Here is a 12,989-nt window from a genome sequence, read left to right on the forward strand (position 1 = left end):
TATGCCCGTATTGGAAAAAACCACCCTCATCAAGGGGCGTAGCTGTGCCGAGGTATTCGACTTCTGCATGGAAGGTGTGAACTTCCCGAAGATCTTCCCGGAGCGCGTTACCCCACTTGGAAACATAGATATTGCTGACCTGCGGATCGAGCAAGGGCGTCAATTCCGTTTCCGGCATTGGATGTTCGGGTTTATCCCTGCCAATTGGACCGTTGGCATCCGCGAAGTCAAAGACAACGAGTATTTCATTGATGAAATGATCAAGGGGCCCCTGAGTGCGTTCCGGCATGAGCATCGCGTTGAATCCGCTGCCGGGGGACGCTGTATACGGATCGAGTGACTTATCACGCAATAGGCGGTGCGCTGTTTGAGTGGTTATTTGTCGACGCCTATATGGACCGGATATTTGAAGCACGTCACCGCAACATGCAACAGCTTTTGGACCTCTCATGATTACTGTCGAAGCAGTGGATACGGCAAAGCGGTTAAGGCAGTTTATCGACCTGCCTTTTCGTCTGTACGCCGACGACCAGCACTGGGTTGCGCCCTTACGCAGCGACATGAAACGGATATTGTCACCACGACATAACCCCTTCTTTCGCGAAGCGCAGATTGAGCATTTTCTGGCGCTGGATGATCAAGGTCAGGCCCAGGGTCGAGTCAGCGTATGTATTCACGCGGCATACAACCTGCGCTTTGGTCATGAGCACGTTTTTTTCGGTTTTTTTGAAGTCGCGCCAGACCCCGCCGTCACGCGGGCATTATTCGATGCGGTAGGTAAATGGGCGAGAGCACGTGGCAAATCGAGGTTACTGGGGCCTTACAGTTATACCTCGACACAGGATGCTGCGTTGTTACTCGAGAACATCGACGGCCGGCCTCCCACGTTGCTGCAAACCTATAACCCGCTTTGGTACGCCGACGCTCTCAAGCAGGCGGGTTTCGATCTGGCTTTCACCTTCAGCACGTATGGCGTTGACGTGGAGCAGTACCGTGCGCGACGCAAGGCCAGCCGCAGTGAAAAAGTATTGCCAGGTAGCCAGTTCAGTGTGCGCAGTGCTACGCGGGCTGACTTGCGTTCGAATCTGGAGGAGATCCGCTGTTTGTTCAACAGTGCATTTGCCGAGAACTATGAGGTCGCGCCGATCTCCAAGGCCAGTTTCAAATTCCAGATCGATAGTGTGAAAACGTTTATCGATCTGGAAGGCATCAAGCTTATTGAGTTGGACGGCCGGGCCGTAGCATTTTTCCTGGTTTTGCCGGACCTCAACCAGATCTTGAGTCGGCTCAAGGGGCATTTCGGTCTGTTCGACCTGTTCAAGCTAAATCGTTACAAGCGCGGCGTCACCGGTGGTGTCATCGCACTTATCGGTGCCGACCCATCCGTCCAGGGAAGTGGTCTAGGCCGGTTGATCGGCGATGAGATCGTGCGTTACGCCGAACCGCGCTTTCAACGTGTTGACACCATGTGGATCGACGACCGCAATCCTTCCAGCTACGTACTTGCACGTAATGTCGGAATGCGTCGGACCAAGCGCTACGGTGTTTTCGGACTCAATCTAGACCAAACCCCGGGTTGAACTGGAGCTGTAATCGAAATGGATAATCCCTTGATTTCTCTTGTGGGGCTGAAAAAATTCTACCCCAGCGGCGACGGGCGCAGTTTAGTGCTCAATGACATCAACCTGACGATACCTCGCGCCAGCATGACGGTGATCAGAGGTGTATCAGGCTCGGGCAAAACCACGCTGCTCAACGTGCTGGGCGGTTTGGATCGTGTGGATGAGGGGCTGGTCCAGGTCGCAGACGCACGCCTGAACGCCATGGACTTCAAGGCGTTGACGCGTTTCAGGGCAGAGCGGGTAGGGTTCATCTTCCAGTTTCACAACTTGATCCCGACGTTGACGGTGAAGGAAAACGTGCTGACTGGTCTTGAACCGATCCGCTCAGTCACTTTGCAGGATCATGCGCGCGCGCAGGAATATTTGCGCAAAGTTGGTCTGCATGAACACGCCGAAAAATTCCCTTCAAAACTCTCCGGGGGCCAGCAACAGCGGGTCGCTATTGCGCGAGCGCTTATCAAGGAACCTCAGTTGATTCTCGCGGACGAGCCCACCGGCAGTCTTGACGAAGAGACAGGCATGCGTGTTTTCGAACTGCTGCGTCAGATGCAGGAAGAGAAGCAGGTCACGGTAGTCATCGTCACGCACAACCCCGCACTTGGGCAGCACGCCGATGACGTCTACGAGATGCGCTCCGGCAACCTGCACAGGGCCGAACCATGAACATGCTGATGCGGCATGTGCTTCGCTCGGTTCTGGTCATTCGCTATCGCTTGCTGACCATCGCACTGATCTGTGCCTCGACCTTTGGTGTGCTGGTGGGTGCCTATTCGGCGATCGACAGTCTGTTCGATACGGTGGAGGACATTCAGTCCCACGCATCGATGGCCGATCTGGAAGTCATCTTTGCGCCGGACGATCTGATCAACCTCCCGGCATTTGATGACATTGCCGGCGTAACCGCAACCCATCACCGCTTACTGATGCCAGGGTTGGCGCCTTTGGGCGGTAATCAGCCGGTCGCAGGATTGATGGTGAGTGCCGACGCAGCGGATTTCTCGGCGGTCAATCGACTGAAGGTCTTGCAAGGTCGCCTGCCGAATGCAGCGGACGTTGCAGGGATTGCCCTTGAGCGTAACTGTGCGAAATTCCATGGGAAGGGCGTGGGTGACCGTTTTGATTTTATTGCCGGCGCTGCCAGGTATCCGGTGGAGGTTATCGGCATCGTTGAAAGCCCGGAGTATCTGGTCGCGCCGCTGAACCCCAGTGTGTACGTGCCCAGCAACGGTTCCCTGTGTGTGTTGTTTGCTGACCAGGGGCTCATGCGCCAGCAGTTGGGTTTTTCAGCCAGCAACAGCTTATTGTTCAGCGTGTCGCCGCATGCGTCGATGAATGAGGTCAAGCAGCGCATTACCGCGCGAGCGCAGTCGCGTCTGGCCGTCGATTACGTGCTGCCGCGCCAGGAGCAGTTCAGCCAAAAGTTCCTCGAGTTGGACCTCAATACCTTCAAGGTTTTCCTGCCGACGGTTGTGCTGATTTTTGCGCTGTCATCGACCCTGGTGGTGTTTTTCCTCATGTTCCAATGGGCCAAGGAAGAACGCCCATTGATCGCGATGTTTCTCACGCTGGGCTATACGCGTCGACAGGTCGTTTGCGCTTACAGCCTGCCTGCGCTGATGCTGATTGTGCTCGCTTTGGTGCTGGGTTGCGGCCTGGCGCTGTTTGATATGTATGCATTCGGCTGGAACTATGCACGCGCCATCGGCATGCCCGAGCCACAGTTGATGTTCAAGCCAGCTTATCTATGGCGAGCCGGATTATTGCTGTGCTGCACCGTCGCCCTGGGCATGTACTTGCCGATGCGCTCGATCATTCGCATCACGCCGATGGACGCCCTGCGTGACGTTGGCGCAGGTCAGGAGCAAGCGTTTGCGCTGCGCATGGTCGCCTGCCTGCGTCATATCGGAGGACCGTTCTGGTTTCGTTATTCGTTGCGCAACTTGCTGCGCAGCTGGCGCATCAGCCTGGTCACGGTGCTGGCAATGTCGGCGAGTATCGCAATCACCATTGCCTTCTATATTTCCCTGACGTCCATGGAGCGAACCGCGATCAGCAACGTGGAGCGCGACAACTGGAGTCGCGTGGTCGATCTGGATGTGCCCTGGTGGGATGAAGATATCGGCCGTCTCGAAGGCCTGGCGTCAGGCAGTCGCTGGTCGACGTTCGTCAAGGGCGGGGCGCAGGTTCTGGGCGAAGGGCAGCTGGATAACGCCAGTCTCCTGGGTATCGAGCCGGCAGACAGCGTGCGTCACGTAAACCTGATGGAAGGCCGGATGTTGTTGGACGGCGATCTTGACGCGCTGGTTATTGAACGCCGCATCGCCATCGCCCATGACGTCCACCCAGGTGACCGTTTGAATCTAAAAGTGCGAGGAAACGTCTATCCGGCCAAGGTTGTCGGGGTGTTTTCCGGGGCGCTGCCGGGTGAAGTGATTACGACGCGCCGCTTCGCTCAGCAAATGCTGTCACTGGATGAGCAGTTTACCGGCGCGTACCTGGTGGATGCGGGGAGCAGTGGCCTGGACGATGCGAGAATCTATGAGTTGGCAGGCGTGGTACGGGTTACCTCCAAGCAGAACATAGTCGCCTCCATCCTGGAGATCAGTTCGCATATCTGGGTGATCATTCACATCTCGGCGTTGATGAGTATTGCGATTGCACTGCTGTTTGCGGTGACCAGCATGAACTTCAGCATCGTGGGGCGTCGCGGCGAATATGGCGTGTTGAGAATTCTCGGTTTCAGCGACCGAAGTGTGTCGCTCATCATGCTTTGCGAAACCTTCAGCGTTGCGCTGCTTGCTGGCGTGGTGTCCATCCCGCTGGGCTATGGTCTCGGAGGCGTCCTCAATCATCGCCTGACGGACGTCTGGTTCAAGATCAATACCGACCCCGCCTCCAGTGATTTCTGGAGAGTCATCCTGCCCGCCTTGGTGATTATTCCATTCGCAGCAATGCCTGCCATTCGTCATGTATTGCGTATTCCCGCGGTAGACACGCTCAAACTCAGGAATTTTGGATGAACAGCAAACTGCTAACAGCCTTGCCTCTTTTAATGCTTTGCACATGGCCAGCCTTCGCCGACGATGCGCTGGCGGTCATGCAGGATTCTGATCGCCGCATGAAGGCACAGGACGAAAAAGTCGACTATCGCATGGAGCTGTTTGAGGGCGAGCGGCTGACCTTTACACGCCAACTGAGTCGCTTGGACAAGCGTATGAGCGACCGTATGGGCACCCTGGTACGGTTCACCGCGCCCGCGGCCGTCAAGAATGTTGCGCTGTTAATCGAGGACAGTGGAAAAGCCGCGAACGACATCTGGTCTTATACCCCTTCGACCAAAAGCTTGAGACGACTGGCCGGTTCTCAAAAGCAGAACTGGTTCATGGGTACAGACTTCACCTATGAAGACTTTGAGGACTACAAGCTGCTGAACTACACGTTCACTAGCCTCGCGACCTCCCAGCCCTGCCTCAGTTGGCCGGCATGCCGGCAGATTGAAGCGAAGGCGCGTAGCGAAGAGGCAGATATTTCCGGCTATTCACGCAAGGTCTATTACCTGGAAGAGAAGAGCCGCTACCCGGTGCAGGTGGATTACTTTGACCGCCAGGGGGTGCTGGTCAAACAGCTTAAAAGCGACGGCTTGCAAGTTGTTGACGGATTCAGCAGGCCTACGGCCCAGACCATGCACAATCTGGCAGCCAATAAGAGCACGCGGATGATTGTCGAGAAAGTGAGCATCAACCCTGGCATCTCGGATGCTGAATTCACTCAACGTGCCTTGCGCACTGAACACTGATCCCGAGAGTCCCCGTATGTCGACTGAATCGCTGCAAACCCTGGTGCTGGAGTTGCTCGCCAGCACGCTGGAACTGGATATCACTGAGCTGGATACGCAACTGAGCATCGAAGAGCTGGGGCTCGACTCGCTGGACGTACTGAAGCTCACCTACGCAATTGAAAAGCGATTCGCTGTCAATTTATCAGCGTACAGCCATACCGATATCAGCTCCGTGTCTCGCCTGGTGGAAATACTTGCTGAACGGCTGGCCTCCAAGTGAGCGGTTTCATGAACACAGTTGTCATCACCGGAGCGGGGTGTGTGTCACCGTTTGGTGTGGGTCGAGCGCGTCTTTGGGAGGGGTTGGCCACAGGACAATGTGCAATCGCACCAGTGCCTCGTTTGATCGACGTTGTCGGCGGCACATGTAACGCGGGGGCGTTGCCGGGGGATGCACTTGATGGCCTGTTCACGGCCAATGAGTTGTTACTGTTAGACCGCGCGAGTCAGTTTGCACTGCTGTCAGCGGCAGAGGCGCTGGCCATGGCCGGTCTGAACCCGGCAACGGTTGACCCCTACAGGTGCGCGGTCTACATGGGCACCGCCGTGGGTGGCAGCGAGTCGTTGCACAGCGCCTATCTGGATCTCTATCAGGCCGGCAGCGCTACACTCGCGCCGTGGACGGTGCCCCGGGTCATGGCGAATGCCGCAGCCAGTCACATAAGCCTAAAATACGGTTTCAAGGGCCCGGCGCTCACCGTCAGCACCGCGTGTGCCTCTTCCACACAGGCGATTGGCGAGGCTTATCGGTTGTTGCGATGCGGTGATGCAGACCTGGTGATGGCAGGTGGTACTGACGCATGTCTTAACGCACTGGTCTGGAAAGCGTGGGAGGCGTTGCGAGCCATGGCCCCCGATACCTGCCGGCCATTTTCCGTTGGCCGGCGTGGCATGGTGCTGGGCGAGGGGGGCGGTGTATTGGTTCTGGAGACCCTGGCGCATGCCCGAGCGCGCGGCGCACCGATACTGGCTCACGTATTGGGGTATGGGGTCAACAGTGACGCTGGCGACTTACTCAAGCCATCCGTGGAAGGTCCTGCTCAGGCCATGCGCCAGGCCATTGCCGACAGTTGCTTGCCCGTCGAGGCATTCAGTTACATCAACGCCCATGGCACCGGCACTTTACTCAATGACCGGTGCGAAACGGCGGCGATCAAACAAGTATTCGGCGCTCACGCGTCTTCGCTGGGCGTGTCGTCCGTCAAGTCCTCGATAGGTCACCTGATGGGCGCTGCGGGCGTGGTCGAGTTGATTGGGGGGCTTATGAGCTCGATACACAATCAGATTCCCGGAACCCTCAATTACCTGGGGCAGGATGCCGAGTGCGACTTGGACTATGTGACCGGGGGCGCGCGCGAGGCCAATGTGAAAGCGTGGCTGAAAAACTCCTTCGCGTTTGGTGGCCTTAATGTTTCCTTGGCTCTGGCTGCGCAGGGCGCTCAATGATTCTGGTCACCGGCGCCAGTGGATGCCTGGGCAGTCATATCGTGCGGGAGCTGCTGGAACAGGGTGAGAACGTGGCAGTGCTGGTCTTGCCGAACGATCCAGCCGCAGCGTTGCAGAGCCTGCGCGAAGGTTTGGTCTGGCGCGAAGGCGATCTTCTGGATCCCGTCAGCCTCGGGTCCGCGCTTGAAGGCGTCACACAGATCTACCATGCCGCCGGTTTGGCGCTGCCTTACGAGTGCGAGCGCAAGCGCATGTTTGCGGTCAACGTGCAGGGAACGGTGAATTTGCTGCGGGCCGCTCGCGACGCGGGGGTCGAGCGCATCTTGCACGTATCGTCCATTGCTGCCGTTGGCTATCCGGCCGAGGAAGCGGACGAGTCAATGATCTATAACGGCGATGCATTTCGGCTGGCCTATATGCACAGCAAGCGTGATGCAGAAGATCAGGTCCGTGGTTTCTGTGCGTCGGGCATGGATATTGTCATTGCGTGTCCCTCTGCGGTCATCGCCTCCAACTGCGATGTGCTGCATGGATGGGGCAAGGTCATGCTTGATCTGCAGCTTCGACGCCTGCCGTTTATCCCACCCGGCGGCATTGCGGTCATCGGCGCGCAAGATCTGGTGAGGGGGCTGCTGGCCGTCATGGCCAAAGGCAAGAGCGGGGAGCGATATATCCTGAATGCTCATAACGTCAGCTATCTCGAATTATTCACCTGCATGGCCGCTGCGATGGCCGTCGAAGCACCGCGTTGGCAGCCTCGCACATTGGGATGGATCGTCGCCCTTTTGCGGCCGTTGGACGTATTGCTCACGAGAATACCCCTTAGGCTCTCGGCCGATGTCGTTGCGTTGCTGGGCAGGCAGGTTCATTACAGAAGTGACAAGGCTCGTCGGCAATTAGGCTTCGCGCCGACACAATCACTGGAGCATATGGTCCATGAGGCTGCAAGCTGGTTGACGAGTCGATAGGAGATTAGTCGTTGAATGCATGGATGATGCTTGATCCTCAAGCACGGCAGGACACGCCTGCTGTGACTGAGTTGAATGCATGGTTGCAGGACTGGGCGAAACGCCTGGACTTTCGCCTCATGGATGAGCGCCGTTGCCTGCCGCCGCACTTGGTGCTGGCAGTCGGGAACCGGGGTTTACTGGGAATGCAGGTGCCCGCCGACTATGGCGGCCGGTTGTGCTTGTCCAACTTCGAATTGCTGCGAGTACAGCGTCAATTGGGCGCCATTGATCTGACCTTGGCTTTTTTTATCGGTCTCAACAACGGGCTGGGTATCCGTCCTATTCAACGCTTCGCGGCGCCAGCCATCAAAGAGCGGTACCTGCCGCAACTGGCGAATGGTCGAATGCTCGCCGCGTTTGCGTTGACTGAGCGGGTGGCGGGCTCCAACCCGTTGGGCATGGCGGCCTGCGCGCAACGTGAAGGCAATGTGTTCAGGCTTGATGGGACTAAGTCCTGGTCAGGTTCGGCTGCATGGGCGGGCGTCATTTCGGTATTCGCCCGGCATATTGATGACCAAGGGCGTGAGCTCGGCTATTTGGGACTCTGTGTAGATGCAGAGCAACAAGGTATGCGCCAGGGTAGCGAAGCGATGACGCTTGGCCTCAAAGGCATGGTGCAGAACCAACTGCATTTTGAAGCTGCGCTGGTCAACCAGGACCGAGTCCTGGGAAGTGCCTATGCAGGCCTGGCTGTGGCCAGCGACACGATGGCGTTCGGCCGGCTGGGAATTGCCGCTACCTGTGTCGGTGGGTTATGGCGGTGTGTTCAGTTGATGATCCGCTATAGCACCCGACGTAGCCTGGGCGGTCACCGTCTTTGGGATCATGAGCATACTCAACGTGTGGTTGATGACGCGCTCTGTGCAGCGACTGCAATTGGTAATTGGGTCGATGACCTGGCGCTACGACTGGATCAGGGCTTACCTGACGCTCCCCCCGAGGTCCTGGCAGCGACGAAGTGGTTGGCCAGCGAGGTGCTTGGGGAGGTCAGTGATAGCGCGCTGCAGATGCTAGGGGCTCGCGGCTATTGCGATAACAATCCCATTGGACAACTCTGGCGCGACGCTCGTATTACGCGTTTATTCGAAGGGCCTTCGGAAACGCTGGCGGCTTTCATCGGCCAGCGCGTGCTGGAACAACCCAGCACGGTCATCGCCTACCTTGACCAGACTGCCCATGGCGAAATTACCCGAGCACGAATCCTGGAGTGGACCACCGAAGAGGTGTCCGCCTCGCGTTTATCTGCGGGTACGCTCAGGTTGGGGGAATGTGCTGCCTGGTTGATGCTCTCGTCGCAACCGCTGGATGAATTCTGTCGCCGTTGGGTGGACTATCGACTGGAGAGGGCGCTGCACGCGTGGGAAAGAACACGTTTACCTATCAGAAAAACGAATTACTCAAGCGATTGGGCAACGATTGATGCAGGTCTTCAGGATTGCATCCAGCCCGGTGAAGAGCGCGAGATCGACCCTTTGCTTGCCTCACAGGTGAGCCTATGAAAGTACCGGCAGTGAAGGTTGGCCTTGCATTAGCGATACTGAGTAATGTCTGTTACGGCGCCGCTCTCGACGCGCTCGATTTCAACGGTCGTCTGGAAACCCGACAGGCGTTGACCCGCGAAGGCGAGTGGGGGCTCAACGAGTACTCCGCATTGTTGGGGGGGAGCTGGCAGGATGCATCTGGCTGGCGCTACAAGTTGCAAGTCAGGGCTTTGCAGGAAAATAAACTGGACGGCGACTATCACGAAGTCGAGCCCCGTGAACTCTTCGCTGAATACCAAGGCGAACGATGTACCTCCACGCTGGGGATACAACAAGTCGTCTGGGGCAGCGCTGACCGGCTCAGGGTCCTGGACGTGATCCATGCGTTTGACCGTCGCGAAGGCTATTTCGGCGACTATGTCCAGCAACGCCGCCCATTGGCCATGCTCAACAGTGAATGCTCGGTATTCCAGGATCAATCCTTACAGCTGCTGTTGATCCCCCAGACGCGTACGGACCTCCTTCCCGATAGCGGTGCCCGTTTTGCTGAAACCAGGGTCAGCGATTATTTGGGCAATATCCCTCAAACCGAAGCGGATGGTCCGGATTGGCGTAAACCTTCCGACTGGACACCCGCCTTGCGTTGGAGCGGCAACGCCCATGGGGTGGACTACTCCCTGAATGGCTGGCACGGCTGGCAGACTGAAGAGACCTACTCCGCCCGGCTGACACCCGCTGGCCTGAGTTATCGAGAAGCACTGAAGCGTCGCACACTGCTTGGCGGCTCATTCGCGATGCCGATAGGGCCGGTGGTATTCAAGGGGGAAGCGGCCTTCGTACCTGATGCCTATCGTTACTCCCAGGCACAAACCGGCATCGTTGAGCTGAAGAAGAACCGTGAGAAGCAATTGCTGCTGGGCGTGGATTACTTGAGTGGGGATTGGTTCTTCGGCATGCAGTACTACAACGTCTGGAAGGATGCCGTGGCGCATGCCGTCGATCAGGATCGCACGCAAATGATCAGCTTGGCGGTACGCCGCGAGCTGTGGCAGGGCCGGCTTTACCTCACCGCTTACGTTGCGCAGGACCTGCGCCTGGATGCGCAATATGTTTCTTTGGAAATGCGGTACGACGTTGATGCTCACTGGCAGCTACGTACGGGTGTGGACATATTCGAGGGAAGTCAGCGCAGCTTCGGTTATTTTGATGAACAAAGCCGGTGGATCAATGCTGTGCGTTATTCCTTTTAGCGTGGGCATGCGCTGCGTTAATGTCATTTTTGCGGGCGATGGCGACTCAGTCTGCAAATCCCTGGTGGTTCGATGAGTCGATATGCGAACTACTTAGCCCGCCGAGATGAGACATAGGGTGTGACATCTCTGTCTTCTACAGCCTGAAGCTCGAAGAACTGCCCTTTGGCAATTGGTCGGTGTCTGGTAGCTCAGCGGAAAACTTGACCTGGCGTTGGCTTTGAAAGCCTCCGCCACTGGCCGAGCCTATTCGGTTAAATGTGATGTGGGCGAGCAGGACTACTTCCATGGCCTGAACCTTCTATGTGAGTCTTACTTCTTTGTCGTAGGGGGCAGCGTCAAGGCCAAGTGCCCCCCTGGGTTTTTTCTAATTTGCACCCAACAATGATTTACCGATTGCGTTAGGTGCGATAATGATGCGCTTGCCGTGAGGCGTTGGCCACACGAACTGACGGATCTCAAGTGGCGCAAATGTAAATCACCAAAACGCTCACCTCTTCTGGTGAGGTGGTGGCCAGGAGTGGCAGTGACCCGATGAAGAACGCATAAATCACCTCCCTCGATGCCCGCTGCCAGAATCCAAACTTGTCCTAGGTTTTCAGCAGCAAACGCATGTACCCCATCTGCGCTACTACCGGCTCGGCAAGCAGAAGCGCATCGCCTTGGGCACCTATCCTGAGATTGGTCTGCGTGAAGCACGCACCTTGCGTGATGAAGCCCGGGCGCTCCTCGCGAAGGGTATCAATCCCATGACCGCAAATATGCTGCGGGTGTGAACAACATCTGGGCAAGTGAGCAGGCAAGTAAGCTAGGCTGTTCGCACGACAGGCCGTCGGTATTCGACGGCCTGAAAATAAAGGCGCTATCAATGTCGAAGCATTTGCTGTTGGGCTGGACCCGTTCCTTGTGCGTGCTTGCTGCCTTGAGCGGCGGGGCTACCATGGCAGTTGCTGCCTCGCCTGAAAAAACTGCTACGGCGGAATCGGACACCCAATCGGTGTCCCTGGCAGGCGGCAAGCTGAAGTTCATGCTGAAAGGCGTCGAGGCCCGTACCTTGAACAGCGAAAACGGCGGCACGATGTACTTCGATCCGAAAAGCGAGCAGGCCATCATCGTTACCGAAGGTCCGACGCCGACTGCGGGCACTACCCCGGACGCTGCGTTTCGCCTTGCCGTGGATACCTTGAAGGAAAAGCAGCAAGCCGCGTCACCCAACTTTCGCATGACTAGCGAGAAGACCATTCAGGTGAACGGCTTGAAGATGTACCGCCTGGACGGCACCGACGATTTCAACGGCCTGAAACTACTGATGGCCTCGTTGATGACGATGAACGATCAGAAGATCACCATCATCGAAGTGATGTCCAGCGAAAACGACCCGGCCGGCCATACCGCTGCGTTGAAGAACATTCTGGGCAAGTAAACCGCAGGTTTCCGGATAGTTAGCCACATCGCGGCGCGCGCCGCGGGCGATGTCGCGCGTTTCCTTCAGACCGATGTCGGGTAAGCACCGATGGAGAAGCGGTTTTCCTTGCCATGCAGCCGATACTTCAAGCGCCAGAACTTGGAAGGGGATTTGCCGGGTTCGGTCAGCGGGCGGATCAAGGCATCATCCTGCGTGGGACTTGATGGCTTTCGGTGGCACCGCTTTTTTGAAATTGGATGGTTCGCCCGCCTTGCAGATGTTCACTGGCTGCCAGTCCACCGGATATCTATTGATGCATCTCCGTCACGGACATGGTGAACACCAACTTGGATCTGCCGGCATTGGAATAGGAGTGAGGTACATCGGTTTTGGCCACTGCCGAACTCCCCGCAGGGATGACCAGCTCTGTTTCCCCTACCACGCATTTCAGCGTGCCTTTCTCCACATGAAACAGCTCAAGCGTGCCCTGAGGATGCCCCTGTGAAGCGAAAGATTCGCCTGGGTGCATTTCCCAACGCCACAGCTCGATCATATTAGGACCGGACGTTCCCGCCAGAAGCCGCGCCGTTCCTCCCAGGTCCCCGGTCCAGAGCGTGGGGATGTCTTGACTGTCGATGATATGGGCGGATGGGGCTTCGGTCACATTGACGATGTCTGCAACGGACAGGCCAAGCGCGGCGGCGATTTTGCAAAGGATGCCGATACTGGGGTTCGCCGTACATTTCTCTATTTCGACGACCATTCCTTTGCTCACCCCTGAGCGGCGAGAAAGCTCATCCAACGTGATCTTCTGTGCTTTGCGCGCCAGTTTGAGCGTGCGCGCGACGGCCAGGCTGACGGCTTGAGCGTCAGCACCAGGGGTAGTCGACAGGCTGGTATTCGTGGTCATTGATGAGGGTCATGAGAAAAAATGTGT

11 protein-coding genes and 3 pseudogenes are annotated in these 12,989 nt (G+C 57.0%); 12 read left to right on the top strand and 2 right to left on the bottom strand.

Going from position 1 to position 12,989, the window contains the following annotated elements; translation table 11 throughout:
* Position 1: 1 nt before the first annotated feature.
* The 12 genes and pseudogenes from ACZ5M5_RS14820 to ACZ5M5_RS14875 all read left to right on the top strand — a co-directional run bounded on the left by ACZ5M5_RS14820 (position 2) and on the right by ACZ5M5_RS14875 (position 12,070).
* Positions 2-453: pseudogene (locus ACZ5M5_RS14820) on the top strand (SRPBCC family protein).
* Entirely contained in the window at positions 450-1,580 is a 1,131-nt protein-coding gene (locus tag ACZ5M5_RS14825) for a hypothetical protein (protein WP_060742443.1), read from the top strand. Before ACZ5M5_RS14820 ends, ACZ5M5_RS14825 begins: the two are co-directional and overlap by 4 nt.
* Before the next feature lie 18 nt (positions 1,581-1,598).
* Positions 1,599-2,285 carry an ABC transporter ATP-binding protein gene (locus tag ACZ5M5_RS14830; RefSeq protein ID WP_060742442.1) on the top strand — a complete coding sequence of 229 codons (687 nt, stop codon included), beginning with the start codon at positions 1,599-1,601 and terminating at the stop codon, positions 2,283-2,285.
* Positions 2,282-4,642, top strand: a complete 2,361-nt coding sequence (locus ACZ5M5_RS14835) for an ABC transporter permease (RefSeq protein WP_081015435.1) — start codon at positions 2,282-2,284, stop codon at positions 4,640-4,642. The genes ACZ5M5_RS14830 and ACZ5M5_RS14835 overlap by 4 nt, the downstream gene beginning before the upstream one ends.
* The gene (locus ACZ5M5_RS14840) at positions 4,639-5,418 is read left to right on the top strand and encodes an outer membrane lipoprotein-sorting protein (RefSeq protein ID WP_060742440.1); all 780 of its coding nucleotides are present in this window, start codon (positions 4,639-4,641) and stop codon (positions 5,416-5,418) included. Before ACZ5M5_RS14835 ends, ACZ5M5_RS14840 begins: the two co-directional genes overlap by 4 nt.
* Positions 5,419-5,434: 16 nt before the next feature.
* Positions 5,435-5,680, top strand: coding sequence for an acyl carrier protein (locus ACZ5M5_RS14845; RefSeq protein ID WP_060742439.1), 246 nt, complete (start codon positions 5,435-5,437; stop codon positions 5,678-5,680).
* A gap of 8 nt (positions 5,681-5,688) precedes the next feature.
* Positions 5,689-6,906, top strand: coding sequence for a beta-ketoacyl-[acyl-carrier-protein] synthase family protein (locus ACZ5M5_RS14850; protein ID WP_464739312.1), 1,218 nt, complete (start codon positions 5,689-5,691; stop codon positions 6,904-6,906).
* Positions 6,903-7,874, top strand: a complete 972-nt coding sequence (locus ACZ5M5_RS14855) for an SDR family NAD(P)-dependent oxidoreductase (RefSeq protein ID WP_464739313.1) — start codon at positions 6,903-6,905, stop codon at positions 7,872-7,874. The genes ACZ5M5_RS14850 and ACZ5M5_RS14855 overlap by 4 nt, the downstream gene beginning before the upstream one ends.
* Positions 7,875-7,885: 11 nt before the next feature.
* Positions 7,886-9,415: an acyl-CoA dehydrogenase family protein gene (locus ACZ5M5_RS14860; protein ID WP_464739314.1), complete on the top strand. Its 1,530-nt coding sequence runs from the start codon at positions 7,886-7,888 to the stop codon at positions 9,413-9,415.
* On the top strand, positions 9,412-10,647 hold the full coding sequence (locus ACZ5M5_RS14865; protein ID WP_464739315.1) for a hypothetical protein: 1,236 nt from the start codon (positions 9,412-9,414) through the stop codon (positions 10,645-10,647). Before ACZ5M5_RS14860 ends, ACZ5M5_RS14865 begins: the two co-directional genes overlap by 4 nt.
* A gap of 620 nt (positions 10,648-11,267) precedes the next feature.
* Positions 11,268-11,396, top strand: a pseudogene (locus tag ACZ5M5_RS14870) (Arm DNA-binding domain-containing protein); the annotation flags it as partial.
* 119 nt (positions 11,397-11,515) lie between these two features.
* A complete protein-coding gene (locus tag ACZ5M5_RS14875) occupies positions 11,516-12,070 on the top strand; it encodes a DcrB/PsbP domain-containing protein (protein ID WP_464739316.1) in 555 nt (184 codons plus the stop codon).
* A 15-nt stretch (positions 12,071-12,085) separates the two neighbouring features.
* Here ACZ5M5_RS14875 and ACZ5M5_RS14880 read toward each other — a convergent pair.
* Both ACZ5M5_RS14880 and ACZ5M5_RS14885 read right to left on the bottom strand, forming a co-directional pair.
* A pseudogene (locus ACZ5M5_RS14880) lies at positions 12,086-12,252 on the bottom strand (Arm DNA-binding domain-containing protein); the annotation flags it as partial.
* Positions 12,253-12,359: 107 nt separating this feature from the next.
* A complete protein-coding gene (locus ACZ5M5_RS14885) occupies positions 12,360-12,962 on the bottom strand; it encodes a helix-turn-helix domain-containing protein (RefSeq protein ID WP_103308241.1) in 603 nt (200 codons plus the stop codon).
* Between the last annotated feature and the right edge of the window lie 27 nt (positions 12,963-12,989).

This window comes from Pseudomonas sp. Van50 (assembly GCF_055390755.1).

Bases quoted from the DNA above. Each gene is read 5' to 3' on its own strand.
- ACZ5M5_RS14825 (WP_060742443.1), top strand. From the start codon at position 450: ATGATTACTGTCGAAGCAGTGGATACGGCAAAGCGGTTAAGGCAGTTT.
- ACZ5M5_RS14830 (WP_060742442.1), top strand. From the start codon at position 1,599: ATGGATAATCCCTTGATTTCTCTTGTGGGGCTGAAAAAATTCTACCCC.
- ACZ5M5_RS14835 (WP_081015435.1), top strand. From the start codon at position 2,282: ATGAACATGCTGATGCGGCATGTGCTTCGCTCGGTTCTGGTCATTCGC.
- ACZ5M5_RS14840 (WP_060742440.1), top strand. From the start codon at position 4,639: ATGAACAGCAAACTGCTAACAGCCTTGCCTCTTTTAATGCTTTGCACA.
- ACZ5M5_RS14845 (WP_060742439.1), top strand. From the start codon at position 5,435: ATGTCGACTGAATCGCTGCAAACCCTGGTGCTGGAGTTGCTCGCCAGC.
- ACZ5M5_RS14850 (WP_464739312.1), top strand. From the start codon at position 5,689: ATGAACACAGTTGTCATCACCGGAGCGGGGTGTGTGTCACCGTTTGGT.
- ACZ5M5_RS14855 (WP_464739313.1), top strand. From the start codon at position 6,903: ATGATTCTGGTCACCGGCGCCAGTGGATGCCTGGGCAGTCATATCGTG.
- ACZ5M5_RS14865 (WP_464739315.1), top strand. From the start codon at position 9,412: ATGAAAGTACCGGCAGTGAAGGTTGGCCTTGCATTAGCGATACTGAGT.
- ACZ5M5_RS14875 (WP_464739316.1), top strand. From the start codon at position 11,516: ATGTCGAAGCATTTGCTGTTGGGCTGGACCCGTTCCTTGTGCGTGCTT.
- ACZ5M5_RS14885 (WP_103308241.1), bottom strand. From the start codon at position 12,962: ATGACCACGAATACCAGCCTGTCGACTACCCCTGGTGCTGACGCTCAA.